This is a genomic window from Filomicrobium sp. (assembly GCF_025698805.1).
Taxonomy (GTDB): Bacteria; Pseudomonadota; Alphaproteobacteria; order Rhizobiales; family Hyphomicrobiaceae; genus Filomicrobium; species Filomicrobium insigne.
The window spans coordinates 117,377-144,101 of sequence record NZ_JAILWT010000002.1; the positions used below are offsets into that span (position 1 = coordinate 117,377).

Sequence of the window (26,725 nt, forward strand, 5' to 3'; positions counted from 1 at the left end):
TTGAACCGCCATCCGCGGTTTTAAAACTTCTGCGACTCCGGCAAACGCAGTGCGAGAAAAAATCCTCTAGCGCGCATTCAAAACCGGCAATTAAAATGGGGGGCGGTAACGCATGAATCTCAGGTCCATTTCAGCAGAACTTATCGGCTCGTTCAGTTGTGTTGCGGCGCTTTTCGCCGCCATCTTATTCGCGGAACCCGCTGGCGGCGGCCTCGTCGCGACGGCGCTGGCACCCGGTCTTGCATTTATCGCCATGTCCTATGCCGTTGGCCACGTGTCCGGCGGCCACTTCAATCCCGCCGTAACACTGGGCCTCGTGGCGGGAGGGCGCTTTGCGCCCGCCCAGGCCCTTGGGTACATCGCAGCGCAACTGGTCGGCGCAATCGCAGCCGCAAGCTTGATCTATGTCATCCGGGCTGGAGCAAGCAGCGGCGACTGGCCGACGTTATCCGCAGCCGCGAGTACTTTTGGCGGTAAGAGCCAGTTTTCGTTGATGAGTGTGATGCTTATCGAATGGCTAACGACAGCACTGCTCGTCATCGTCTTCATGGGGGCCACATCCAGCACCGCGCCCTCAGGCGTCGCGCCCTTGGCGATCGGCTTTTCCATCACCATGTTCCACATAATGGCGTTGGCGGTGTCTAACGCTGCGCTTAATCCAGCGCGCGCTACGGCAGCGGCAATTTTCACTGACGCACATGCTCTGGCTCAGCTTTGGGTGTTTTGGGTTGCCCCAATTCTCGGAGCTGTGACGGGCGGCCTTATCGCCCGATGGCTTAACGAAGAATAGCCACTCTAAAGAGCTTTATGGCTGCATGATTGATCCAGCATATGAAGCTGGGAAGCGATTGATGACAATTCCGCAACGAAAATCCCGTGGCAAATAAGCATAAGATACGGGTTTTTCTTGCGTTGTTGAGGCCCATGTGCAATTGCCATTAACAACTCGGGCGCAGAGGGTAGACCAACATTTTCCCTTACCGAGACCTCAGCCTTCATATCGAATGCTCGCTTGTCTCAAAAAATTTCTGCGCTCCCGACGGCAGGTCCGTGTCGATTGTCCAGGCGTGCCACGTCCGAAATTGGAGTAAATGACTTTTGACGACACTGACATTTGCTGAGCTCGGCCTGAGCCCAAAGGTCCAGGCGGCGGTCGATAGCTCAGGTTATACAACGCCGACACCCATTCAGGCGGCCGCTATTCCCGTTGCTATTCAAGGCCGCGATATACTCGGTATCGCACAAACCGGTACCGGCAAAACCGCATCTTTCACTTTGCCGATGATTTGCCGTCTTGAGACCGGACGAGCGCGTGCACGTATGCCGCGATCCCTGATCCTCGCGCCAACCCGTGAACTTGCCGCACAGGTCGCACAAAGCTTCGAAAAATACGGCGCCAACAACAAGCTCAACTTGGCGCTGTTGATCGGCGGCGTCTCCATGGACGAGCAGACCAAAAAGCTAGATCGCGGCGTAGATGTCCTCATTGCCACGCCCGGCCGCCTGATAGACCATTTTCAGCGCGGCCGCGTCATGCTGATGGGTGTAGAAATACTCGTCATCGACGAAGCGGACCGCATGCTGGATATGGGCTTCATTCCCGATATCGAGAAAATCTGCAAACTCCTTCCGCCGCGCCGTCAGACGCTGTTCTTCTCTGCGACGATGCCACCAGAGATCACGCGCCTCGTGGATCAGTTCATGAATGATCCTATGCGCATCGAAGTGGCCAAGCCGGCAACCACCGCGACAACCATCACGCAGCTGTTCCGGTATTGCCCCGATGGCGAAGACTGGGCCAAACGCGAAGTCTTGCGCGAATTGATGCGCTCTGACGACGTGAAGAACGCCATTGTCTTTTGCAACCGAAAACGCGATGTCGCCATTCTGCACAAGTCACTGCTGAAGCACGGTTTCAATGCCGGAGCGCTGCATGGTGACATGGACCAGAAGAGCCGCACCGAAACACTCGATAAATTCCGCTCTGGCGAAATCACAATTCTCGCAGCGAGCGATGTGGCTGCACGCGGGTTGGATATCCCGGCCGTTAGCCACGTTTTCAATTTTGATCTGCCCTGGCAATCCGACGATTACGTTCACCGCATTGGCCGAACGGGCCGGGCAGGCCGCGAAGGCAACTCAACGTCCCTCGTGACGTTCGAGGACCTGAAGCTCGTGAGCGACATTGAAAAGATCACCGGAACAACGGCGAATTGGATCGGCGAACCTCCCTCCGAGGAGGACATGGCCGACAGCTCTTCAAAGAAGCGCCGCCGCGCACGCGGTCAACGTTCCCCCGAGCGTGGACGTGGGAGCGGCAGAGGAGCTCCAAGACCGTCGCGCAGGAGTTCAAAAGACGAGCAAGCCGTGACCGAACAACCGGTCATGCTAGAAGAAACCGACGCCAAACAAAAGGTCTCAAAACCGAAGCGTGCGCGCAAGCCCGATGCCCCGCCTAAGGCTGCCGCCAAAACCGAAGAGACCGCGTCAGAACCCATCAAAAAGACCGACAGCACCCAAAAGCGCCAACGCGCTATCGCGAAATCCAGCGACGGGAGCGATTTGGTAGCCCCTGCGCAGGGCTTCGCGGACAACATTCCGGCTTTCCTCCGTCGCCCGGTACGTCGGCCAAGCCGCACAGCGACCCCGAAGACCGACCCGGCCCGTGCAAAGGTGCCGAGCGAATAACGCGAAAGAGGAGCAAAACCGATTTCGCTAGAATGAGCTTCCCGGCTGCAGCAGGAATTCCGCTTCCTGCTCAGTAGAATCGCGCGCAAGAATCTTGTTGCGATGAGGAAACCGCCCGAAGCGGGCAATGACGTCCCGATGGGCGACGGCATATTGCGTATAAACATCGTTCCCGAGCGCCCTGATTAGGGTAACGGCCTGCTCCTGATCGGCGATAGATTCACTGTGTTCAAAGGGCAAATACATAAAAACGCGTTGGTCGGTGCTTAAGCCATCGTCACGATCAAACCCGCGCGCAACGACGGCCTTGGCCAACCCGAGCGCACGTTCGTCATACGCAAAGGCACGCTCCGTACCCCGATATAAATTGCGCGGAAACTGATCGAGAGCGACAATCGCAGCAAGAGCAACATATGGGCTCGTCAGCAACACCGCATCAGGTTTACCGAAAATCTCGTCTGGAAGGTCTGAGAACTGCGAGACTATCTCCGCATCAACCTCAGTTGGAGGTTGGAACCAGTCTTTGGGACTGAGCGTATCGAACCAGAATTTGACGACCCTCTGTGCCCAGGAATCCTCGGCAATCTCCGAACCCATTGTACGTGCTCCACGCCAAAGACCAGCAGGTCAGGAAACCTTCAAAGCCGCTAATTTGTCCGCGGCCGCAGGTGCCAGATTGACGCTTTCACCGCAGCCGCAGGCGCTTTGCTGATTGGGGTTGTTGAATACGAAACCGAATGAAAGCTTGTCCTGGACATAGTCCATCTCTGTGCCAAGCAAATACATAATGGCCATCGGCTCGATAAGCAGCTTCACGCCCTTGTCTTCCACAACCTCATCGAACTTGTCCTGAGATTCCGCCCAGGTCATCGTATATTCCATGCCTGCGCAGCCGCCCTTTTTTACGCCGAGCCGCAAGCCGACGATATTGGGCTTCTGAGCCATGATCTCGCTAACGCGCTTCGCGGCGGCATCAGTCAAGGTCATCACCTGAGGACGGGGTCTAGAACTCGTCATGATAGGTAAAATTCCAGTGCTAAATCCTGTATCGGCTACCTCTAATATAGGGGCCACAACCGGATTCTAAAACATGTTCAGTGCCAACCGCGCTTCGTCCGACATCCGGCTCATGTCCCAGGGCGGATCAAAGACGAGATTAACCTTCACATCACCGACACCAGCCACAGCGCGCACGGCATTATCAACCCACTGAGGCATCTCGCCAGCCACGGGACATCCCGGTGCTGTGAGCGTCATATCAATCTCCACGTCACGATTGTCGGCAATATCAACCCGATAGATCAGCCCAAGTTCGTAGATATCCGCTGGAATTTCCGGATCGTACACCGTCTTGAGCGCGGCCACCACGTTGGCCGTCATCTCGTCCAGTTCTTCCTGAGACAAAGACGACCCGGCAACCGGCGTTCCGCCATCCGCAACACTCGGCACAGAAGACTTCACACCCGTTTCAGACACATCGCCCGGCTGCATTTCAGTCGCTTCCACGGATGGCGAAACCACGTCATCGGTGATTGACGTATCGTCCGTCATGTTCCTCACCTCCAATTCAAGCGAACAAGGCCCGGGCACGCTCAAGCGCTTCAGCAAGCGCATCGATTTCTGCCTTCGTGTTGTACATCGCAAAAGAGGCTCGACACGTTGCCGTCACCCCAATGCGCTCCATAAGCGGCTGTGCACAATGGTGCCCTGCACGCACCGCAATGCCCGACCGGTCAATAACCGTCGAAACATCATGCGGATGCAGCCCCTCGACGCTGAAGGAGACGATCGCACCCTTGCCCGGTGCCGTACCATGGATCGTCAGCCAGTTGAACGGCGCCAACCGTTCCTTGGCGTAAGCCGCAAGCTCCGCTTCATGCGCAGCGATGCGATCGCGCCCCACATCCATCATGTAATTAAGCGCCGTACCGAGACCAATAGCCTCCACGATCATCGGCGTTCCCGCCTCGAACTTGTGCGGGCTCTGAGCATAGGTAACCTTGTCACGCGTCACGATCTCGATCATCTCGCCGCCGCCCTCGTAAGGCGGCATCCGATCGAGGTGTTCCGCCTTCGCGTAGAGTACTCCGATACCTGTAGGGCCGTATGTTTTGTGCCCCGTAAACGCGTAGAAGTCGCAGTCTAGATCCTGCACGTCCACCGGCATGTGAACAGCCGCTTGACTGCCATCAACCAGCACCGGGATGCCACGGGCGTGCGCAATCTCGATCACCTGCTTGATTGGCACGATGGTCCCAAGCACGTTCGACATGTGCGTAATGGCGACCATCTTCGTCTTAGGCCCCAGAAGGGCTTCGAACTCATCAATTAGGAATGAACCGTCGTCTGCAATCGGCGCCCACTTCAGCACCGCGCCCCGGCGTTCCCGATGGTAGTTCCAGGGGACAATATTGGAGTGGTGCTCCATGATCGAGAGGACGATCTCATCGCCCTCGCCGACCACCATGCCACCGAACGACTGAGCGACAAGATTGATCGCCCCGGTCGCATTTCGCGTAAAGATAATCTCGTCTGAACTCGGCGCGTTTAGGAATTTCCGAACCGTCTCACGCGCTTCCTCAAATTTGGCTGTCGCCGTGTTCGAGAGGTAATGCAGACCGCGATGCACATTCGCATATTCGAAGCGATAGGTGTGGTCCATCACCTCGATAACCTGACGGGGTTTCTGCGCCGAAGCCCCGTTATCAAGATAAACGAGCGGCTTGCCGTAAACATCACGACTCAGGATCGGAAAGTCGGCGCGAATTTTTTCGACGTCGTAACGGTGATCCTCTGCCGCTCCAACCGCTGCTGCTGTCGATTCACCGCTCATTCTGACCTCTCTGCTTTAGCGTTGTATAAAAGCTGCGCTTGAATAGGGATTGCCATCAGTCAGCTTGCAACCAACCGCGCGCAAACATCTTCAACGCTTCTGCAACGGGCTCGTCTTCCACCGTTTCAATTGCTTCGGCGATAAACGACTCCGTCAGCAACACACGCGCTTTCTCCTCGGGAATACCGCGGGATCGGCAGTAAAACAGCATCTCTTCATCGATTTCTGCAACCGTCGAACCGTGCCCACAAGCCACATCGTCGGCGAAGATCTCAAGCTCCGGCTTGGAATCGAATTCCGCATCCGGGGACAGCATCATGGCCTGTGCCATCTGCTTGCCGTCGGTCTTCTGAGCAGCCTGCTGCACGACGATCTTGCCCTGGAAGATGCCCCGGGCGTGCCCATCGAGAATACCCTTGAAAAGCTCCCGGCTTTCACATCCCGGCACAACGTGATCGACAACAAGCGTCGTATCGATGTGATCGCCACCGCGGCCCAGAAATGCGCCGGACAGATTGAGCTTGGCGTCCTCGCCATCGAAAGTCGCGAAGATCTGGTTCCGCGCCAACGCGATGCCCTGCGTCTGCTGGAAACCGCGATACTCGGCCTCTTTCCCGACCCGCACCATCCAATTCGAAAGATGCGTCACCGCACCCTTGTCGACCGCGCACTTCACGTGCGTCACGTAAGCCTTGTCGCCAACAACGATCTCGCTGGCCGTATTGATCTGTCCTTCGTCCGTAACGCCAGGCAACGAAACGAAAGCTTCGACGATCGTCACTTTGGCGCCTGCACCGACATCAATCACATGCCGGACGGTCGCGGAGAACGCTTCCTTCCCGGCACGTACGTGCACGATGAGCACTGGCTTGGCGAGCTCTGCGCCATCGTGAATACGGACAACAGCTCCGTCACTCATGAACGCGGTATTGAGCGCAAGAGTGGCATCGTCCTTGGGACCCGACGTGCGCGTCAGTCCGGTCTTGCTTTCGCCATTCACCAACGCTGAGGACAAGGGCGAAAACTCCAAGCCCTCGAGGTCCATTGGCGTCGAAAGTTTTGGCCGGTATGCGCCGTTGACGAATACGATCTTGTGCGCGTCGAGCGAGGCCAGCGATCCGAGCGCAACGATAACGTCCGCGATCGTCAACTCCGTGGAATCGCCGATACTCGGCGGAAGTGCTTCCTTCAGCACCTGCCGCAGATCGGTATACTTCCACTCCTCGATACGCCGGTGCGGCAGTCCGAGATTTTCAAATCTATCCGCGGCTTCGCGACGCGCCTTCTGCACGTCTGCACCACCCGGCAAAGTGTCGGCGACAGACTGAAATGCCTCAAGCAAGCCTTGTTCGGCCTTCGTTTTCATCACTGCTAAATTCATTCCGCGCCTCCCGCGCGCACCCGATTAGTAAATCCCGAACTCGGCTCACGCACGATGGTCGCTCCAACAGTCGCGCCCATTAGGCAGCCTGGTATTCGGCGTAACCTGACTTCTCCAGTTCAAGAGCCAGCTCTTTACCGCCCGAACGCTGGATCTTGCCATCCGATAGAACGTGCACCTTGTCAGGCACAATGTGATTCAACAGACGCTGATAGTGCGTGATCACCAGCATCGAACGCTCAGGCGAACGCAGCGCATTCACACCATCGGAAACGACCCGCAGTGCGTCGATGTCGAGACCGGAATCCGTCTCGTCGAGTACGCATAGCGTCGGCTCCAGCAAAGCCATCTGCAGAATTTCGGAACGCTTCTTCTCACCACCGGAGAACCCGACGTTCACCGGCCTCTTCAGCATTTCCACATCGATATTGAGCTCAGCGCCCTTCTCCCGGACGAGCTTCATAAATTCCGGTGTCGTCAGCTCGGGTTGACCGCGCTTCGTGCGAACCGAATTAAGTGCTGTGCGCAGGAACGTAAGACCCGCGACTCCCGGGATCTCCATAGGGTATTGGAACGCTAAAAACACACCTTCAGCCGCGCGCTCATCCGGCGACATATCCAGAATAGACTTGCCGTTCCAGAGGATATCACCTTCGGTGACTTCGTAATCATCACGGCCCGCGAGGATGTATGCCAGAGTGGACTTACCCGACCCGTTGGGCCCCATGATCGCGTGGACTTCACCCGTTGGAACCGTCAGGTTGATCCCCTTCAGGATCGGCTTGTCCTCTTCGATGATCTTCGCATGCAAATTCTTGATCTCAAGCATTTTACAGTCTGTCTCCGTATCTAAGTCCTGAGTGGCGCGCTTCCATCGCGTCCGCACCAAATCCTTGCGCCGCACCAAGACGGCGGTTCATTTTTCTTCGTCAAACATCGAGCGGTAAGGCTTGCCGTTCCAGCGCCACTCCCAGGTCCCTTCGGTCTTGGACTTGGCAAAGGCCGTGAATGCCCAGACGCATGCCAGCACCACAGCAGCCCAAGCCAGCAATCCCACCGTGCGAGTTGCGTCCGTCAGCGACAGTAAAAACGGCAAAGAAGCTAGAGGTAACGCCAGGGAGAAGGCCAGCGTGACAAGCCAGCCTTTCCAGTTCGTCGGCGTGGCGCCATAGCCATGCCTCTTAGGCTTAAACCAATACTCGCCCATGCGATGCCTCAGCCAACGCTTCCTTCCAGCGAGATCCCGATCAGCTTTTGCGTTTCCGCCATGAACTCCATGGGCAACTGCTGCAGCACATCCCGCACGAAGCCGTTGACGATCAACGTCACTGCTTCTTCTTCTGAGAGCCCGCGCTGCATGCAGTAAAACAGCTTGTCGTCCGAGATCTTCGAGGTGGTCGCCTCGTGCTCGAAGTGCGCAGACGAGTTCTTCGCCTCGATGTATGGCACCGTGTGCGCACCACACCGATCGCCGATCAGCAGCGAGTCGCACTGCGTGTAGTTTCGCGAATTGGTCGCCTTGCGATGCGCCGAAACGAGACCGCGGTACGTGTTCTGCGAAACGCCGGCTGCGATACCCTTCGAGATAATACGGCTCGACGTATTCTTGCCGAGGTGGATCATCTTCGTGCCGCTATCGATCTGCTGATGCCCGTTGGAAATCGCGATCGAATAAAACTCGCCGCGTGAGTTATCGCCACGCAGAATACACGAGGGATATTTCCACGTGATCGCCGAACCGGTCTCGACCTGGGTCCAGGAGATCTTCGAGTTCTTGCCGCGACAGTCGCCGCGCTTCGTCACAAAGTTATAGATGCCACCCTGACCGTTGGCATCGCCCGGATACCAGTTCTGCACCGTCGAGTACTTGATCTCCGCGTCATCGAGCGCAATGAGTTCGACGACGGCCGCGTGCAGCTGGTTTTCGTCGCGCATCGGCGCCGTGCAGCCTTCGAGGTACGAAACGTATGACCCCTTCTCGGCGATAATGAGAGTCCGCTCGAACTGTCCGGTTTGCTTCTCATTGATACGGAAGTACGTCGACAATTCCATCGGGCAGCGCACGCCCTCCGGAATGTAGACGAACGAACCATCCGAAAAGACTGCCGAGTTGAGCGCCGCATAGAAGTTATCAGACTTCGGCACCACCGAACCCAGATACTTCTTCACCAGATCAGGATGATTACGCAGAGCTTCCGAGATCGAGCAGAAGATTACGCCCGCTTTCGCCAGCTCTTCCTTAAACGTGGTCACAACCGAAACCGAGTCGAACACGGCATCGACCGCCACGCGTGAATTCTGCACGCCCGCCAGGATCTCCTGCTCTTTCAGAGGAATACCAAGCTTTTCATAGGTCGCGAGCAACTCAGGATCCACCTCTTCGAGGCTTCTGGGACCCTCCGCGTTCTTCGGTGCAGAATAATAATAGAGGTCCTGAAAATCGATCTTTGGATAGCTAACTCGAGCCCATGTCGGCTCCTTCATCGCTTGCCAGCGCTCGAACGCATCCAGTCGCCAGTCCAGCATCCACTGCGGCTCGTTCTTCTTCTCCGAAATGTAGCGGATCGTATTCTCGTCGAGCCCCTTCGGCGCCTTGATCGATTCGATCTGCGTCTCGAAGCCGTACTTATACTGGTCGACGTCGATCTGCTTGACCTGTTCGATGGTCTCGACCGTTGCCATTGCCTTCTCCTCACTTCACTTCTTTTAGGGCGAGCCCCCGGCCCACCACGTTGTTGTCCGTTCCGTTACGCGACCCTTCGCGCAACGCTCGCGCGCCCGGCGACATCCGCCCAGGCGATTAGAAATCGTTCGACATCCTCTGCCGTATTCGTCCACCCAAGACTGATCCGGATCGCGGACTGCGCTGTCTCGGGCTCCAATCCCATCGCTTCAAGCACGTGACTTCGGCCGACCTTGCCTGACGAACATGCGGCCCCCGAACTCACGGCGATTCCGGCCAGATCAAAGCCGATCACGAGGGTCTCCGCGCGACACCCCGGCAGAACAACCGTGCTCGTATTGGCGAGCCTGTCGACGTTCTGGCCAATCACCGACGCATTGGGGGTCTGCGCAGTAACGCCTTCTTCCAATCGGTCACGCAACGCGCTCAACTGCTCGAAAGCAGCAAAGTCTTCGCTCGCCGCACGTGCCGCGGCACCAAAGCCCGCAATCCCAGCGACATTTTCCGTACCGGCACGCCGGTTCTGTTCCTGTCCGCCCCCGGTGAGCAGCGGCACAAAACGTGCACCATCGCGAATGACCAGTGCACCAGTCCCCTTCGGCGCACCGATTTTGTGCCCCGACACAACCAGGTAATCGGCGCCGAATTCCGCAAGATTGATCGGCATGCGTCCCGCTGTTTGGACAGCGTCACACAAAACCGCGACACCCTGCGCGCGCGCCATTTGAAACAGCACTCGACACGGTTGAAGAACGCCCGTTTCATTATTCGCCATCTGCAATGCGAAGAGAGTCCGTCCGCCAGACGCGGCTGCAGTCTCCAACACCCGCGCGCAGGCCTCGGCATCAATCACACCATCGGGGCCAACACCAACCTCGATGACTTGCACACCCCGGTCGGCCGCGCGCCGTGCAGCGGCCAATACTGAGGAATGCTCAACCTGGGACACGATGATCGTATCCCAGCCCATCGCCAGAACAGCACCGGCACCCTCAGTCCCGCTCGCCGTGAAGACCACTTCGCCAGGCACCGCCCCAACGAGCGCGGCCACATCCCGGCGCGCTGCGTCTACGAGCGAACGCGCACGACGCCCTTCGACATGAACCGAGGACGGATTACCGAAATCCTCCAAAGCCGCGATCACAGCCATCTTGGCTTCCTCGCGCAGGGGCGCCGTCGCGTTGAAATCAAGATATGTCCGCGAGACTGTCATTCTGCTGCCGCCACACTTTTCGCCAGAACGGGCTGTGCCAATTTTTCTTCTGGAATCCCGTCCACAACCTCCTGAAGCGTCACCACAGAGAGGAAAGCTGCGATATGCGCGCCCATCGCGTGCCAAAGCTCGTGGGTCAGGCAACGCGCTTCACCCAAACAGCCGCCATCAGGTCCATCCGTGCAGCGGGTCATCCGCGTGCCTTCGTCAACCGCTCGGAGAATCTCGATGACGGTAATCTCGTTTGCGGGACGCATGAGACAGTACCCGCCAGCCCGTCCCCGCACGCTATCCACGAGACCAGCCCTGCGCAGGCGCCCAAAGATTTGCTCCAGGTACGCGATCGAAAGCTGTTGGCGCTCGGCAACAGCCGACAGCGGAATTGCGTCCGCGCCGCCATACTTTGCCAAGTCGGCCAATGCCATGACCGCGTATCGTCCCTTAGTGCTCAGTTCCATTAAACCGTCTCGGAATAATCGCCCTTCGCGCGCACCCCACTCCGTCCGCAAGGTCGGTAGGGCAGCCTCTTGCGCATAAGGCTCATCCATGTGCTAAGAACGCTCGCTCGGAGCTGCCAAAACGAGGCTGGTACTTTCGAACAGTTCTAAACTTGGTTTGAATATGAAAATTCCGAGCCACGAAGTCAAGTATTGGCAGATCAGTGCTACGCCTAAGGTTGCATCGAGGCTCGTAGCAGCCCATTCAGTGTCTGGAGAGTCTTCGCGGGATGCGCTGTCGCTACGGCTACTTGGACCGCGTCGCACACAGTCCCGATAACAGAATTTGGCTACGGAGCCGGTACAACGGCAGCAAAATGCGCCGTTCGAGCGCAATAAGGTTACGTAGCATTCACACAGGATACGCGATCACACATGCCCGAATTGATCATTAACGGACCCGCAGGCCGCCTGGAGGCGCGCTACCACCACGAGTCGGCCAGCGATAGCCCAATCGCCCTGATCCTGCATCCGCACCCGCAGTTCGGCGGAACGATGAACAATCAGGTTGTCTACAGCCTTTACCACACGTTCGTAGAACGTGGCTTTTCGGTGCTTCGCTTCAACTTCCGCGGAGTTGGCCGTAGCCAGGGCTTCTGGGATGGTGGCCCAGGCGAACTCGCCGATGCCGCATGCGCACTCGACTGGCTTCAGCTTGTAAAGCCCGACGCACGCAGTTGCTGGATCGCCGGCGTTTCATTCGGCACCTGGATTGCCATGCAGTTGCTGATGCGCCGCCCCGAGGTCGAAGGCTTCATCTGTGTCGCACCGCCATCCAACTTGTATGACTTCTCATTCCTCGCCCCCTGCCCCTCATCTGGCCTCATGATCAATGGCGACATCGACAGGGTTGTGCCATCCAGCTCCATCGCGGAATTGACCGGTAAGCTCAAAACCCAGCGGGGCATTAAGATCGACCATGAGATCGTGCCCGGCGCCAACCACTTCTTTGAGGGCAAGATGGACGAACTGACCGACATCGTCGGTCGCTACGTCGACATGCGGATGACGCAGATCCCGAAAGAGAAAGAAAAAGCGAAGGCGAGCAAAGAACCTCCGCCGCCTGCCCCCGCGGAAGTTGAGCCGGGCGACGAAGAAGAATAAAAAATCCGCACAACGACGAATAGAGCAAATCCCGGCCCAAATGGCCGGGATTTTTTCTTAGCTCAAATGCTCGCAGGATCTACGAGCACCCCACCAGACGCAGGAAAGCGCACGCCCGTCGTCCCGGGAAACGTAATGGGCAAGCCCTTCAGAGATCTTACCGCCATAAATGCCCACGCCTCGGCTTCAACGCTGTCCCCGTTTAAGCCGGCCACCTCCGCACTGAGGACTTCTCCAGGCAAACGCTCCTGAAGCATGGCCATGAGCGTTGGGTTTTTCCGGCCACCGCCCGAGATGATCCACGCCAGCGGCGCCTCCGGCATAAGCGATCGTGCGCGTGCGATTGTTTCAGCCGTAATGGCCGTCAAAGTTGCTGCGCCATCCTCGATAGACATCCCCGCGACCACATCGAGCGAGAATGTATTGCGATCTAGCGATTTCGGGGCGGACAGCTCCAAATAGGGATACATACAAAATTGCGCGACAGCCGCTTCATCGACGCGTCCCTGCGCGGCTAATGCGCCGCCGATATCACAAGCGCGACCAGCCTTCGCGCGCACCCAATCGTCGATAAGCGCATTCCCAGGCCCCGTATCGAAAGCAATAAGATCGCCTTGGGCGCTGATCCACGTCACATTGCCCACGCCGCCAATATTCACGACGACCGCTGGCCGCGGGGCAAGTTCCGCCAACAGTGCCCGATGATAAACAGGCGCTAAGGGAGCGCCCTGGCCACCTAGCTCCATGTCCCGTGCACGCAAATCATAAACAACCGGGCGGTGCGTCAATTTCGCCAACAAGGCCCCATCGCCAATTTGCACCGTCAAATGATCTTCTGGCCGGTGAAGCACCGTTTGTCCGTGAAAGCCAATGACATCAATATCTGAACGGACAAGGCATGACTTTCGCAGGAAGGCCGACACCGCGCTCGCATGGAGTTCCGTCAGCTCCCGCTCGATATCGGCCAACAGCCCCGGGCGTTCGCAACGCCCGTTGATTGAACGGGCTTGGTCGATGCCTGTCGCCAAACGCTCTCGCATCTCCGGACTGTAGTCAAACGTCATGGAAGCTCCGCTGCGCACAACGCGCTCCCCGTCCGTTTCGATCATGGCCACGTCGATGCCATCCATCGACGTCCCGCTCATAAGCCCCAGCGCCCGTATCATCTCGCGCATATCACCTTGCCCAATCGCGCCTTCCTGTGCATGGTCCCGCACGATCTCTAGATCCAGTCACCAACTCGCCCCTCAAACGGGACCCCAAAAAACAGCGACACCGAAGTAATGTCACAGCCAAAATCGGAATTCCTAAAGATCCTCACCGAACGCGGGTTCATTCACCAGTGTTCCGACAATGAGGCCCTTGATGATCTGGCCAGCCGCAACGAAGTGATCGCTTATGTCGGCTACGATTGCACAGCACCGTCGCTGCACGTCGGCCATCTGATTTCGATCATGATGTTGCACTGGCTTCAGCATACCGGCAATAAGCCCATCGCGCTGATGGGCGGCGGAACTACGCGCGTCGGAGATCCCTCGGGTAAGGACGAAACGCGCGTTATGCGCCCGGTCGAGGAAATCGAAGCCAACAAGAACACGATCAAAGGCGTCTTCGAGCGCTTCCTTAAATTCGGCGATGGCCCTGGCGATGCGATCATGATCGATAACGCCGAATGGCTTGCGCCGCTCAACTACATCGATTTCTTGCGCGATGTCGGCCGCCACTTCTCGGTCAACCGCATGATGAGCATGGACTCTGTCCGTTTGCGTCTGGAACGCGAGCAGGAGCTCTCGTTCATCGAATTCAACTACATGCTGCTTCAAGCCTACGATTTCGTGGAATTGGCCCGGCGCTACCGCTGCAACCTGCAGATGGGCGGATCCGATCAATGGGGCAACATCGTCACCGGCATCGACCTTGGTCGCCGCATGGGCACCCACCAACTCTTCGGCCTGACCTGCCCGCTGCTCACGACAGCGTCCGGCGCAAAGATGGGCAAAACGGCTTCCGGAGCTGTGTGGCTCAATGCCGAACAGCTCTCGCCCTACGACTACTGGCAGTTCTGGCGCAATACCGAAGACGCTGATGTTGGCCGCTTCCTGAAGCTCTTCACATTGTTGCCGATGGATAAAATCGCACGCCTCGGCGCTCTTGCCGGCAGCGAGGTAAACGAAGCCAAAAAGATCCTGGCAACGGAAGCAACAGCGCTCATCCATGGCCGCGACGCCGCAACGAAGGCCGCTGAAACAGCGCGGATCACCTTCGAAACTGGTGCTCTCGCCGAAGACCTCCCCACCGTGGATATTGCAAGGCAGGATTTGGATGTTGGACTGGGAGTACTTGCCGCATTCGTCTCCGCCGGGCTCGTCAAATCCAACGGTGAGGCCAGGCGTCAGATCAAAGGTGGTGGCCTAAGGGTCAACGACACCGCCGTTGCTGACGAGTCTGCAACACTGACGTCAGCAGACCTCTCAAATGAGGGCGTTATCAAATTGTCGCTTGGCAAGAAGAGACACGTCCTGCTGCGTCCAAACTGAACACAGCACATAGCGACGGCGGAGTGCGCTAGTTCTTCGCCGGAGAGGTCTCCGAAGACCAACCATCCACACCCGATTTCGTGGGGGAGTTTCCTCCCCCACGACCGGCATCAGCCGGACTGCTGGAGGAGCGCACCGCTGCTCCGTAATCGCCGCCGCCAGTACGCCCTTGCCGAGGCTGGACGCTCGGAGCCTGAGGCGTCAGCTGGAACATTTCACGGAAAATACCTGGCGCAATCATCGACAACGGATGCACCACGACTTGTGGATTGTCCATCGAGCCCTGAATTGCGTAGGTCACGCCGAAGATACCTTCCTGACGCGGACCTGACAGCAACTCGCCAAGAACAGGAATGGCGCCAAACGCATTGTTGAGCCCCTGTAGCGGCACATAGGTTCCCCCAAGCTCCAACATCTGCCGGCTGTAATCGACCTTGCCGCGAACTGTGGCGCCCTGGAGGGGGCCGCGTAAATACGCGTCCTCAAGCACGAACTGGCCATAACCCACCGAAAACGGTGCGCGCATCCGGTCAAACTGAAAGACCTGCCGCACCATTCGCCGTTTCGCGGTACGCCCCCCATCAATCGATGGTCCGGTAGCATCCGCGCTGCCAGCAACCTCCGAAATAACCGGGTCCCCAAGAACCTGGAAATTATCGACCCACAAAATTCCCGTTTTCTGAGCAGGTCCACGTCCATCGAGATTAACCTCGAGACGCATCGAACCTTGAGTCATGTTGGGATAGAAGCCAACGAGCTTGAACGCTTCACCGGCATCACGCGATGTCGCCAAAAGTTGCCGCCCGTTCGAGCGGTCATTGCGCAACGCGACATCTAACGCCTGCCCGCCGCTGAGCTTCCCCTTAATGTCAAGTGCCGAGAGCTGACCGTTCCGTTCTGAGAGCTTAAGTTTCACCCCCCGCAAATTGACGTCACCGTAGCCCAGAACATTGTCAATTTCGGCGGTTAGGTCGACCCCGGCTTGCTTCTTCTGACGCTCACCCTGCGTCCGCGCACCCGGAATGGAATAGAGTGTGCGGAAGAACGCTCGCCCGTCATATGTCGGACCTTTCGCACGTATCTGCCATACGTTCTTCGAGTCGAGCTTTCCGCTGACTTCTAGCCGCGTAACGAGGTTGAGCCAGAACTTCGGAAACGAAAAACTGACAACCTGCTTCTTCTGCCCAAGCCCGATCACCCCTTCGATGCTCAGATCGTCGCCTTCAAGCCGGAAGTTCTTAAGCTCGCTACGGCCTGACGCATCCTTGACCACATCAAATTCAAGAAACGCACTACGCCCGGTCGGCTTGCGCCACGCAATTTCTTCTATCGCGACGTCGGTGTTGGTCAGATCAGCGCGGAGCCGCACATCGGACTGCGTATTTGAGTGCGGCTGAACAGTTACTTCAACTGCCACGTCACCATGCAATCCATCCCCGAGATCCAACCCGAGTTGTCTGCGATCCGCTTCATCGAGCGTAGCCGTAACGCGAATAGGCGGCTGTTGGGCGTCGGTCGCCCCAAAAATACGTTGCCAATTGAGCTTCGCTAACACGCCCTCGATAAGAACCTCGCCTTGCGCATCGACAGCAGTCTCGCTCAGATCAAAATTGATCGTCGCACCCTTGAGGTCGTATTCGCCGAGCAGATCTTCCGCGCGCCCATCGGTCAAGCGCGCCTTGGCTTTGATTCTGACGTCCTCCGCCTGGAGGTCCTTCAACAGAGGAAAGCTCAGAGTGACGGTACTCGCCACTTCACCGGAGATATTATCAGGTAACGCTTCAGGTTTTCTGAGGTGGTCAAACGCCGGCAATTCAAGCAACGCCAGCATGGCCCCTACTTTGCCGCCCGTTGCAAATGCGACTTCGCCAACCGGTGGCGTTCCATACACATCAGCAATCGTGAAGCGTCCCGATTTGAGACCTAACACGTGGTCAGAACTCACGGGCATCGAGCCATCGGGCACAATCACTTCCAGAGCTTGATTCTCAAGCTTAACTAAAGTGCGCGACAAGGTGATCGGCGCCGTGCCCTCAACGGGCATCATAACGACGTTTTCCAGCGTCGACGCCAAGCTCATCCGATACGTGTCTTGGCTGTCAGGATCCGCTTGTGCGAGATATCGCCCATTGAGGTATCGATATGTCCCCGATTGCAGCACACCATCATGGATCCTGCGGCCAACCCACTGCCGAGCATCCTCCGCCATACCGCGGGGCCAAAGCACTTTCATCGTCGCGATCGGCATCGCGCCAATTTCAGCCTCGAAGTGAGACCCCGCACTCGAGCCCGTGGTAGCAAGTTCGCCCATTAAAGAGACATGCCCACCGCCGGCAGCAATTTCGAACCGATCGAATTTCAGAAGCCCTCGCTCAGGCGCAACCGTTCCCTGAGCATGCCACTTATCAACCGGAAGAGGTGGGATACCAAATTCGGTCGCGCCCAAAACACCTTGCTCGGCAGCAATATCAAAACGCCATCCGCTTTCTTCACCGCTACCCTCACTTTGAGCGACATGCGCCAGCGTCCCCCCGAGCGTTAGGCTGCTGTCGCCCCAACGCAAGTTGGAGGATGCAAGGATTACGCGTTCTGTGGTTGCGTCATACTTGAACGTGAACAATCCTGAATCGACTGTAAAAGGGACCTCCGAGAAACCCGCCAAATCAACACGGCCTTCTCCGATTTCGACCGTTGCTTCACCACCCGCTACGCTACCCTTCTGGTTGAAATCAATCCGGCCGTCGCTCGCAATCGGAATATCAAAATGCTTAAGCACCGCCAATTGCGGCAACGCATCGCCAAGCCATCTCGGAACAAGTCCACGGATCGACGTGGTGAGTGAAATTCCCTTGTCGTCCTGAACGTCCTCCGCTCTGAACGACAACGTCCAAATTTGTCCCTGCGAAGAAATGCGCGCCGAACCCGAAATGATGCTCCGGGTATCGTGATGATCCATATCAACGCTGAACCGTGGCACGCGCCAAACACTCGCCTGTCCGCCCGTATCCAGGACGACCGTCGCATCTCGAAGGCCAATCTCCCGAAGGTAAGATGTGGCTCCGCCTCCGCGTCGCGCGCGTTCCGAAGCCAATTCGACAATACTCGTAAAATCTACGGTCTGCCCGGACGGCTGCGCGCCAGCAGCAACCGTATCCGCGCCCGGCCACGACCGACGCGCGGGAACCGGGGATGGCGCGATGATGCTATCGGAAAGGTCACTTGGAAGGCCAGCCGAGCCACCCGGTGAAAACTTGAGCGATAGACCAGCTTCTTCCGAGTAGAACAGAAACAAGCGCGGTTCGATCAGTTCGACACGAGACGGCGTCGCCTGCAGGCGCCAAAGCGCCGCATAGTTCAACTCCATCGCGGCTTGCGGAGCAGCCACGACGAGATCGCCGTCACGTTCAGAGAATTGCAGGTTCTCTAGCCTGAACTCCAGCGCACCATTGTCCGTTAATGTCACGACAATATCGTCGATCGCTGCATCAAGTCCGGTGAGCTCGGCATTGATGCCCTGCTCCACAGATTTGACGAGAAAGTTCAGAGACACCGGCCCCTGCAGAAGGCGGAAATACAAGAGGCCAACCGAGAGCAGAACGAGCAGAACGACCGGGATGAGGCTCAGACCGCAAAACTTCGCGGTTCCCCGAAGCCACCCCGAGCGCTCTCCATCCGGAAGTTCGCGTGGGCGAACGGGGCCACGAACCGGCTTACGTCGTGGCGCACGCTGCTGTGGCGAATTGTATTGTCGAGGATACCCCTGTCGACGATCCACCCGTCACCTGCTCCGACTATTCACACTGGCACGACTACGGCACCAACAGGTCGCAAATCCGATTCTTCAGGAGCATCACGCACTGAACCTGAAGTAAGCGCGCAATACCCTTCCAAACCGAAGCCGACTATGATGTTTCCGATGCCAACCCACAGGCGCTCTGTCTCGCGCCATCCCCGAAACGGTTCCTTACATAAGAAACCATCCGCACCAGCCTTCGATTAGACCAGATGTGTTGGTCAAAAAACGACGAAAGAAAGGCACTTATCCATGGCTCAAGAAGGTGATCGCGCACCGGACTTCGAACTTTCCGACAGCGACGGCAACACCGTCACTCTGTCAGACCTGAAGGGCCAGCAGGTTGTCCTCTATTTTTACCCGAAAGACGACACACCAGGATGCACCACCGAAGCGCTGGACTTTACTGCCCTGAGCGAGAAATTCGCCAACACCGGCACAATAGTGCTCGGCATTTCACCCGACAGCCCCAGCAGCCACTGCAAATTCCGCGACAAACACGGGCTCACCGTGCGCTTGATCTCCGATCCCGAACAAACAGCGGCAAACGCCTATGGCGTCTGGGTCGAGAAAAATATGTACGGCCGCAAGTTCATGGGTATCGAGCGAAGCACGTTCTTGATCAATAAAAACGGCAAGATCGCCCGCATATGGCGCAAAGTTAAGGTGAAGGAGCACGCCGCCGAAGTCTTGGCTGCTGCCCAAGAGTTGGCACAATAGTTCGGCCTTCTACGCTAGCCTTCCGAAGTCCAGGCGATCCCCCATTTCCACAACTTGTCGCGCTGAAGCCCGCGTGACCTGCTAGGGGAAACATGCTAGAGGCTGAACAAGGGAAAACCGCTTCGGGTTGAAATAAATTTGGAGACGCGTAACCCCTTACGCGCCATTGCACGCGTTCCTGTTGCGTTGAGGTGGAGATCTTTGACGTCATGCTGCCGAATTTTAAAAAGAATGAGACCGAACCACCCAAGCCACCCGCCACACCGAGTGCCGGCGCCCCTTCCCAACCAGCTATACCCCGTTCTGCTACTGCAGGCGCACCCACCAACGGTGACCGTCTCCCGCCATCCATTATCGGCCCGGATTTGACAATCCATGGCAACCTGAGTTCCAAGGGTCAGGTCCAGATCGACGGCGACGTTGAAGGCGACATCCACGGGACCCACATCATCGTCGGCGAACGTGCCCGCATCACCGGCGGCATTCTCGCAGACGAAGTAGTTGTGCGGGGACATGTGATGGGCTCAATCCGCGGCCGTCGCGTTATGTTGCAGGCTCAAAGCCACGTCGAAGGTGACATTTATCACCAAGCCCTCGCCATCGAGCAGGGCGCCTTCTTCGAAGGCAAGTCGCGGCGAAGCGAAGACCCCATGGCGAACGTGACGGAAAGCGAAATGCCCCCGATGCTCGCACCCACTCCGAATTCAGTCGGCTAAAGCCGGCACTGGCACCAATCATGACAAGGGACTTGCCGATAACGCGGCAGGTCCTTTTTTGTTAAGCTGTAGGAGAACAATTTCGGATCTAACCGGAGCCCCGAAACGCTACAGGATCACCGGCAATGTCCGCAGATATCGAAACCGTTGTTATCGGCGCAGGTGTGATCGGCTTAGCGATCGCACGCGCGTTCACGGACGACGGTGGCGAAGTCATGGTCCTTGAACGGCACAAGCTGATCGGCGCCGAAACCTCTTCACGCAACTCCGAAGTCATCCATGCCGGGATTTACTATCCACGCGACAGCATGCGCGCCCGCTTTTGCGTAAGGGGCAAGGACCAGCTTTATAATTTTGCGCAGCAGGCCGGTATTCCCGTCAAGCGCTGCGGAAAAATTCTCGTCGCAACGTCTCCGGACGAAACTCCGCAACTTGATCGGATCTCGGCGGCTGGAAAAGCCAACGGCGTCTCGGATTTGTGCAGCTTGAGTCCTAAGGAAGTGCGGGAGCTTGAGCCCGACATTGCCTGCGTCGCAGCCCTCCATTCCCCATCCACGGGGATAATCGATGCCCACGCCCTGATGCTAGCGCTGGAAGGATTGATCGAAGCTGGAAACGGTCAAGTTGTACTGAATGTCTCCGTCGAGAATTTGTCACAAAACGCGCAGGGTAATTTCGTCGTCACTACGCAAAGTTCAGACGGCGAAACGACGACGCTCACGGCACACAATCTGATTATTGCAGCCGGCCTCGAAGCCCAACATCTGGCCGCTTTCATTCACGGAAAAACGAATGGCAGCTACATGCCCCCGAAGCGGTATCTCGCCAAGGCACACTACTACACGCTGTCGACCCGCGTGCCGTTTAAGCACCTGATCTATCCCGTCCCTCCCCAAGCAGGGCTCGGCATTCATCTCACGCTCGATATGGCGGGTCAGGCGCGCTTCGGCCCCGATCTTACTTGGATCGACCAGGTGGATTACACTTTTGATGACGCGGACGGACGACGCCAAGCCGATTTCGAAACCGCGATCCGCCGATACTGGCCCTCGCTGCCTCAAGCCTCTCTACAGCCAGGGTACACAGGAATACGGCCCAAAATTCATCCTCCCGGAACCTCAACGGCGGACTTTGCAATTCACGGCCCCGAGATACACGGCATCCCGAGACTTATCGGACTCTACGGAATTGAAAGCCCAGGCCTGACCTGCTGCCTATCAATCGCTGACCATGTCAGAAAATTGATCGGCTAAACGTTTAACTGCGATGCCCCGTCGCGAGCCGCCGCTCGAGCCACGCTGAATAGCGGCTCATCCCGAAACAAAAAATCCAGAACACAAAGCCGGCGAAGACATATCCCGTCGCCGCCGTTTGGGGCGAGAACCACTTGGCATCGGACGCAACCGCTTGCTGGACGATCCCCAAAAGATCGAACAACCCGATAATCAATACGAGACTGGTATCCTTGAAGAGCGCAATGAACGAGTTGACGATACCCGGAATGACGAGCTTCAGCGCCTGAGGCAGGATGACGAACCCCATCGTCTTCCAATAAGAGAGGCCTAAAGCCTCCGCAGCCTCGTACTGCCCGCGCGGAATGGCTTGCAATCCACCGCGCACCACCTCCGCCAGATACGCCGCCGAAAACAAAGCAACGCCGATCAAAGCCCGCAGCAACTTGTTGATCGTAAGATCCTCGGGCAGGAATAGTGGCAGCATCACCGACGCGAAAAAGAGCACCATTACCAGCGGAACGCCGCGTACAAACTCAATGAAAAAAATCGCGGGCCACTTGATCAGCGGCAAATCCGAACGCCGCGCTAAAGCCAGAATGATACCGAGCGGAAACGATATCGCGATGCTCACACAGGCGACGACTAAGGTGACAAGCAGCCCACCCCAACGTGAGGTTGGCACAACCGGCAAGCCAAGTGGTTCGGCGCCAGTCAGCAGGAAAAACGCGACGACCGGAAAAACGAGGAGCATATAGGCCGTCAGCCAGATTTTGCCCGGCACCCCCGGCAACATCAGGGGAACAAGCCCGACCAGAGCAAGAACATAGGTGAGATTAACTCGCCAGAGTTCTTCCGTAGGGTAGCGCCCGTACATGAAGATCTGGAGCTTCGCGCTGATAAACGGCCAGCACGCCCCGGCTCCAACCACGTCGCACGCAGATCCGTCAGTACCGGTATACACCGCGTGCCAGACAGCCCAGTCGAGAAACCCCGCGATCACCCAATAGGCCAGAGCGCCGCCTAAGAGGGTCAAGCACGTGTTGCCCCAACTCGAAAACAAGTTTTGATGAAGCCACTGCGTGATTGCGTTCAAGCCTGACGGGCCAACGGGCCTGGATCGGTTAACGGCGGCGCTGCGTACGGGATTCGTTGCCATTTCGCGCTCCTACCGCTCCACCAGCGCCATGCGCTGGTTAAACCAATTCATGAAGAGCGACGTCAGCAAGCTGAGCACGAGATAAACCGACATCGTAATCAAAATGACTTCGACCGCTTGGTTCGTTTGGTTGAGAACCGTCCCAGCAAAAACGGACACAAGGTCAGGGTAGCCGATCGCAACGGCCAAGGACGAGTTCTTAGTCAGATTGAGATACTGATTAGTCAGCGGAGGTATGATGATGCGCATCGCCTGCGGAAAAACGACAAGCCAAAGAATTTGACCTGGTTTGAGCCCAAGAGCGGCAGCCGCTTCCCGTTGTCCCGTAGGGACGCCCATAATTCCAGCGCGAACGATCTCAGCAATGAAAGCACTCGTATAAAGCGACAGCCCCACCAGCAGCGCGATCAGCTCGGGCAACAACGCAATGCCACCAGTAAGGTTGAAGCGGCCCTGAACCGGTGGGTCGAACGACAGCGGCATACCCATGAGCAAAAAGGCAAGGAGAGGAATGCCGACGATGACACCGAGGCTAGGCAGTAGGATCGGCATTTGCCGGCCCGTCTGAGTATGTCGCCAGCGTGCCCAAACCCAATAAGCGATGACACACATCGCCGCTACAAACAAAGAAGCGACAACGACACCGAAGCCCGGCTCCCAATGGACTGCGGGAACATAGAGACCGCGCGAATTGAGGTAGCTCGAAAACGGCAGCGCGAGACTTTCACGCGGTGACGGGAGCGTTTTCAGAACCCCAAAATAGACAGCAAACAACATGAGCAGCGGAGGCAGATTCCGCAGGATCTCGACGTAGGCCGTCGCGAGCTGCGCAATAAGCCAGTTCTGCGAAAGACGTGCTGCGCCGATCATAAAGCCGACGGTCGTCGCGAAAACGATCCCGAGCACCGCAACGAGCAGTGTATTGAGAAGCCCGACCCAAAAGGCCCGGGCGTAGGTCATCGTATTTTCGTAAGGGATTAGGGACTGAGAAATATCGAAGCCGGCAGTACGGTCCAGAAACCCAAAGCCGGACGCAATCCCCTGAGCCTCCAGATTGTTGACCGTGTTAAGAACAGCGCCGTAAACGAGCCATGAGATCAAAGCGACGACGATGACCTGAAAAAGGATGCCCCGCACCTTGGGGTCATAGAAATAGTCAGTGAGTTGCCGTGTTTGCTTCACAGCTCCGTCGCGCCTAGCTAGTTTCGCCACCGTGGCCGCCCCTAACGCCCTTGGTGGGATGCACGCAGATGCCTCCCACCCCTTACACCCAATAAAGCCACCACAATTTCGAGTGGCCCGGCGTTACCGGATCGGCGGTGCATACTGCAATCCGCCGTCCTTCCAGAGTGCGTTCTGACCGCGCGCGATCCCAAGTGGGGATTGCGCACCGACATTGCGAGCGAAGCTATCGCCGTAGTTTCCAACAAGCTTGATGATTTGAAACGCCCAATCGTTATCGAGTCCGATCGCAGCTCCGAATGTGTCTTCTTTCCCAAGCAGACGCCTGATCGACGGGTTGTCCGAGTTCAGCATTGAATCCACGTTCGATTGGTTCACGCCGAGTTCCTCGGCATTGAGCATCGCATTGAGAGTCCATCGAACGATATTCAACCACTGCGGATCGCCCTGTCGCACAACCGGACCAAGCGGTTCCTTCGAAATGATCTCCGGCAAAACAACATGGTCATCGGCTTTGCCCAACGTCAGCCGGATCGCATACAGCTGCGAGACATCCGTCGTGAAGGAATCACAGCGCCCTGCGTTGTAGGCTGCGATCGTCTCCGGCAGCTTCTCGAACACGACCAGTTTGTATTCCATCTTGTTGGAGCGGAAATAGTCGGCGAGATTCTTCTCTGTCGTCGTGCCGGCCTGCACGCAGATGCTTGCCCCCGACAATTCCTTGGCGGATACGACACCAAGCGACCGTTTCACCATGAACCCTTGGCCGTCGTAGTAGTTGATGCCGGCAAAGCTCAAGCCAAACGATGTATCCCGGCTCATGGTCCAGGTCGTGTTACGTGAAAGAACGTCGATCTCACCCGATTGAAGCGCCGTAAACCGCTCCTTCGCCGTGAGCGGTACGAATTTGACCTTGTTCGGATCCTTGAAGATCGCGGCCGAGATCGCTCTGCAAAGATCGACGTCGAGTCCCTTCCAATTGCCCTTGTCGTCGGGCGCGCCAAATCCGGCAAGCCCCGTGTTGACACCACAAAAAAGCTGACCGCGAGATTTCACGGTTTCCAGCACCGATGATTGTTGAGCCGCTGCTGGCGTTGCGCAAAAGAGCACGCCTGCCGTCAGCGCCGCTGCCACTCTCACCAATTGCTTCATCCGATCTCTCCTCCCGCGTTCACAACTGAACAATTCAAAATGGCCTGTGATTTAGAGCCCAGACTGTATGGCCTTGGTGCTGAACCTCCGTGGCGAGCTTAAGGCCGGAGTTTACTTAGTGCTCGAGTATCTGGGACAAAAAAGTACGTGTACGGTCCGACTTTGGCGATGCGAAAAACTCCGCTGGCGGCGCAACTTCAACGATCTCTCCAAAGTCCATGAAGATGACCCGGTCGGCGACCGCCTTCGCAAACCCCATTTCATGAGTGACGCAAAGCATCGTCATGCCTTGTTCGGCCAATTCGATCATGACGTCGAGCACCTCCTTGACCATTTCCGGATCGAGTGCAGACGTCGGCTCATCAAAAAGCATGATGCGCGGATTCATGCATAGGGCCCTGGCGATCGCGACCCGCTGCTGCTGTCCCCCCGAAAGCTGACCGGGAAATTTATGCGCCTGTTCCGGGATCTTGACCCGCTCGAGATAGGTCATCGCGACCTCCTCGGCCTTAGCGCGCGGCATCTTGCGTACCCATTGCGGAGCCAAGCACAAGTTATCCAACACACTTAAATGCGGGAACAAGTTGAAGTTCTGAAACACCATCCCGACTTCGGATCGGATCTTGTCGATCTGCCGAAGATCGTCGGTAAGCTGATGACCATCGACAATGATCTGCCCCTCCTCATGGGGCTCAAGTCGATTGATACACCGGATCAACGTCGATTTGCCGGACCCGGAAGGCCCGCAAATGACGATGCGTTCGCCTTCTTCAACCTCCAGGTTGATATCCTTGAGGACGTGAAAGTCACCAAACCATTTATTGACCCCGACCATTAAAACAGCCGGTAACCCCGCGTCGGCAGTGGATGCATCAAGCCGGCGTGATGGCACTATAAAACTCCCATTTTCAATCGGACCGCCAGGACGCCGAAGAAGCTATCCGCCGTACCCGGCCAGGTTCGCGCTGAACTATGCCGAACCCAGCCCCAAGAGGCAAACAAACACGCAGCAAAATCAACTGCACTCCGTTTGGACAGAGAGCCGGCGACCAAGAAAGACGAGGGCGGGATCAACATCGGGCAGCTCCCGAAGCACCTCAAATCCATTACGCAGATAGAAGGTGCGATTGCGGGATCGATATCCAGTGACGACATGAATTCCTGCGACGCCTGCTGCCTCCGCATCGGCTACAAATAAATCGATCAAACGCCCTCCCAGCCCTGCATTACGATAACTCGCATCCAAATTGATATGCAGGTGAGCTGGATAAGCAGGCGTGAGATCCGCAAACGTCTCAAAAAATGCAATGTCAGAAAATCGGGGAGATAAAGCCGGGTCTTCAAGACAACCCGCAAGGTAGCCAACGGCCTGCCCCGAACTAACGGCCACATAAAACCACTCGGGATAGTGCTCCAGATAGCGGCCAAGCCACCGGTCACGGAAAGCCTCCCGCACAGATGCACTCTCGAAGTGCTGAGTGGCGCTCGCCGCGAAAAAGATAGCATCGATGTCTGCGACAAGGTCCTCCGGTCGCATCACCTCCAACCATCGCTTAAGTTCTATTGGTCCCGTCCCAGACATCCAATCACCAGCCGTGCCCGACGTGCGCCACCGGAAGCAACGCGATTAAATCTCCTATGGCTTGAGCAAAACGAAAAGTTGCAGAGCCTTCTAACGCTTTGCTCCCACCCGCATCACCACCTTGGAGTTCGCTAGCGCAGCATTCGACCACGCACGCGCAACAACCAAACCACAGCTCGAAGCCATGCAAATCCGGCATATCAGCCGTGCAACAGCACCAATAACCTTGCGCCGCAACATTGGCATACCATAT

24 protein-coding genes are annotated in these 26,725 nt (G+C 57.1%); 7 read left to right on the top strand and 17 right to left on the bottom strand.

Going from position 1 to position 26,725, the window contains the following annotated elements; all coding sequences use genetic code 11:
- Positions 1-112 precede the first annotated feature (112 nt).
- Both K5845_RS04265 and K5845_RS04270 read left to right on the top strand, forming a co-directional pair.
- Entirely contained in the window at positions 113-790 is a 678-nt protein-coding gene (locus K5845_RS04265; RefSeq protein WP_046475833.1) for an aquaporin, read from the top strand.
- Positions 791-1,098: 308 nt separating this feature from the next.
- Positions 1,099-2,688 (top strand): DEAD/DEAH box helicase, encoded by a 1,590-nt coding sequence (locus K5845_RS04270; RefSeq protein WP_287958460.1) that lies wholly within the window; start codon positions 1,099-1,101, stop codon positions 2,686-2,688.
- A 27-nt stretch (positions 2,689-2,715) separates the two neighbouring features.
- Here K5845_RS04270 and K5845_RS04275 read toward each other — a convergent pair whose 3' ends face one another.
- The 10 genes from K5845_RS04275 to K5845_RS04320 all read right to left on the bottom strand — a co-directional run bounded on the left by K5845_RS04275 (position 2,716) and on the right by K5845_RS04320 (position 11,346).
- Positions 2,716-3,285, bottom strand: a complete 570-nt coding sequence (locus tag K5845_RS04275) for a DUF924 family protein (RefSeq protein ID WP_046475828.1) — start codon at positions 3,283-3,285, stop codon at positions 2,716-2,718.
- 30 nt (positions 3,286-3,315) lie between these two features.
- The gene (gene sufA / locus K5845_RS04280; RefSeq protein WP_076605267.1) at positions 3,316-3,705 is read right to left on the bottom strand and encodes a Fe-S cluster assembly scaffold SufA; all 390 of its coding nucleotides are present in this window, start codon (positions 3,703-3,705) and stop codon (positions 3,316-3,318) included.
- A 66-nt stretch (positions 3,706-3,771) separates the two neighbouring features.
- Positions 3,772-4,194, bottom strand: coding sequence for an SUF system Fe-S cluster assembly protein (locus K5845_RS04285; protein WP_425284159.1), 423 nt, complete (start codon positions 4,192-4,194; stop codon positions 3,772-3,774).
- Positions 4,195-4,255: 61 nt separating this feature from the next.
- A complete protein-coding gene (locus tag K5845_RS04290) occupies positions 4,256-5,521 on the bottom strand; it encodes a cysteine desulfurase (RefSeq protein WP_046475822.1) in 1,266 nt (421 codons plus the stop codon).
- A 55-nt stretch (positions 5,522-5,576) separates the two neighbouring features.
- Positions 5,577-6,902 (bottom strand): Fe-S cluster assembly protein SufD, encoded by a 1,326-nt coding sequence (sufD, locus tag K5845_RS04295; RefSeq protein ID WP_244512381.1) that lies wholly within the window; start codon positions 6,900-6,902, stop codon positions 5,577-5,579.
- 79 nt (positions 6,903-6,981) lie between these two features.
- Positions 6,982-7,731 (bottom strand): Fe-S cluster assembly ATPase SufC, encoded by a 750-nt coding sequence (sufC, locus tag K5845_RS04300; protein ID WP_090227594.1) that lies wholly within the window; start codon positions 7,729-7,731, stop codon positions 6,982-6,984.
- Positions 7,732-7,818: 87 nt separating this feature from the next.
- The gene (locus K5845_RS04305; RefSeq protein ID WP_046475815.1) at positions 7,819-8,109 is read right to left on the bottom strand and encodes a hypothetical protein; all 291 of its coding nucleotides are present in this window, start codon (positions 8,107-8,109) and stop codon (positions 7,819-7,821) included.
- Between the two features lie 8 nt (positions 8,110-8,117).
- Complete coding sequence (gene sufB / locus K5845_RS04310; RefSeq protein ID WP_046475811.1) at positions 8,118-9,584, bottom strand: Fe-S cluster assembly protein SufB; 1,467 nt, start codon at positions 9,582-9,584, stop codon at positions 8,118-8,120.
- Between the two features lie 65 nt (positions 9,585-9,649).
- Entirely contained in the window at positions 9,650-10,798 is a 1,149-nt protein-coding gene (locus tag K5845_RS04315; RefSeq protein WP_287958461.1) for a cysteine desulfurase family protein, read from the bottom strand.
- Positions 10,795-11,346, bottom strand: a complete 552-nt coding sequence (locus K5845_RS04320) for an Rrf2 family transcriptional regulator (RefSeq protein WP_244512382.1) — start codon at positions 11,344-11,346, stop codon at positions 10,795-10,797. The genes K5845_RS04315 and K5845_RS04320 overlap by 4 nt, the downstream gene beginning before the upstream one ends.
- A 324-nt stretch (positions 11,347-11,670) precedes the next feature.
- Here K5845_RS04320 and K5845_RS04325 point away from each other — a divergent pair, with 324 nt between their 5' ends.
- Positions 11,671-12,399 carry an alpha/beta hydrolase gene (locus K5845_RS04325; protein ID WP_046475803.1) on the top strand — a complete coding sequence of 243 codons (729 nt, stop codon included), beginning with the start codon at positions 11,671-11,673 and terminating at the stop codon, positions 12,397-12,399.
- 62 nt (positions 12,400-12,461) lie between these two features.
- Here K5845_RS04325 and K5845_RS04330 read toward each other — a convergent pair whose 3' ends face one another.
- The gene (locus K5845_RS04330) at positions 12,462-13,616 is read right to left on the bottom strand and encodes an anhydro-N-acetylmuramic acid kinase (RefSeq protein ID WP_348270694.1); all 1,155 of its coding nucleotides are present in this window, start codon (positions 13,614-13,616) and stop codon (positions 12,462-12,464) included.
- A 66-nt stretch (positions 13,617-13,682) separates the two neighbouring features.
- Between K5845_RS04330 and tyrS the strand changes: the two genes are divergently transcribed.
- A complete protein-coding gene (gene tyrS, locus K5845_RS04335) occupies positions 13,683-14,936 on the top strand; it encodes a tyrosine--tRNA ligase (protein WP_287958462.1) in 1,254 nt (417 codons plus the stop codon).
- A 28-nt stretch (positions 14,937-14,964) separates the two neighbouring features.
- Here the strand turns inward: tyrS and K5845_RS04340 are convergent, their stop codons facing one another.
- The gene (locus K5845_RS04340) at positions 14,965-18,711 is read right to left on the bottom strand and encodes an AsmA-like C-terminal region-containing protein (protein WP_287958463.1); all 3,747 of its coding nucleotides are present in this window, start codon (positions 18,709-18,711) and stop codon (positions 14,965-14,967) included.
- 270 nt (positions 18,712-18,981) lie between these two features.
- Here K5845_RS04340 and bcp point away from each other — a divergent pair, with 270 nt between their 5' ends.
- From bcp to K5845_RS04355, 3 genes are all read left to right on the top strand, one after another.
- A complete protein-coding gene (bcp, locus tag K5845_RS04345) occupies positions 18,982-19,449 on the top strand; it encodes a thioredoxin-dependent thiol peroxidase (protein WP_046475797.1) in 468 nt (155 codons plus the stop codon).
- Between the two features lie 209 nt (positions 19,450-19,658).
- Entirely contained in the window at positions 19,659-20,165 is a 507-nt protein-coding gene (locus tag K5845_RS04350; protein WP_287958464.1) for a bactofilin family protein, read from the top strand.
- A 125-nt stretch (positions 20,166-20,290) separates the two neighbouring features.
- Positions 20,291-21,418, top strand: coding sequence for an NAD(P)/FAD-dependent oxidoreductase (locus K5845_RS04355; RefSeq protein ID WP_287958465.1), 1,128 nt, complete (start codon positions 20,291-20,293; stop codon positions 21,416-21,418).
- A gap of 4 nt (positions 21,419-21,422) precedes the next feature.
- Here K5845_RS04355 and K5845_RS04360 read toward each other — a convergent pair whose 3' ends face one another.
- The 5 genes from K5845_RS04360 to K5845_RS04380 form a co-directional block, all read right to left on the bottom strand.
- The gene (locus K5845_RS04360) at positions 21,423-22,556 is read right to left on the bottom strand and encodes an amino acid ABC transporter permease (protein WP_287958466.1); all 1,134 of its coding nucleotides are present in this window, start codon (positions 22,554-22,556) and stop codon (positions 21,423-21,425) included.
- A gap of 9 nt (positions 22,557-22,565) precedes the next feature.
- Positions 22,566-23,768: an amino acid ABC transporter permease gene (locus K5845_RS04365; protein WP_287958467.1), complete on the bottom strand. Its 1,203-nt coding sequence runs from the start codon at positions 23,766-23,768 to the stop codon at positions 22,566-22,568.
- 93 nt (positions 23,769-23,861) lie between these two features.
- Positions 23,862-24,890, bottom strand: coding sequence for an amino acid ABC transporter substrate-binding protein (locus K5845_RS04370; protein ID WP_046475778.1), 1,029 nt, complete (start codon positions 24,888-24,890; stop codon positions 23,862-23,864).
- Between the two features lie 115 nt (positions 24,891-25,005).
- The gene (locus K5845_RS04375) at positions 25,006-25,725 is read right to left on the bottom strand and encodes an amino acid ABC transporter ATP-binding protein (protein WP_046479785.1); all 720 of its coding nucleotides are present in this window, start codon (positions 25,723-25,725) and stop codon (positions 25,006-25,008) included.
- Between the two features lie 180 nt (positions 25,726-25,905).
- The gene (locus K5845_RS04380; RefSeq protein WP_287958468.1) at positions 25,906-26,472 is read right to left on the bottom strand and encodes a GNAT family N-acetyltransferase; all 567 of its coding nucleotides are present in this window, start codon (positions 26,470-26,472) and stop codon (positions 25,906-25,908) included.
- Positions 26,473-26,725 lie beyond the last annotated feature (253 nt).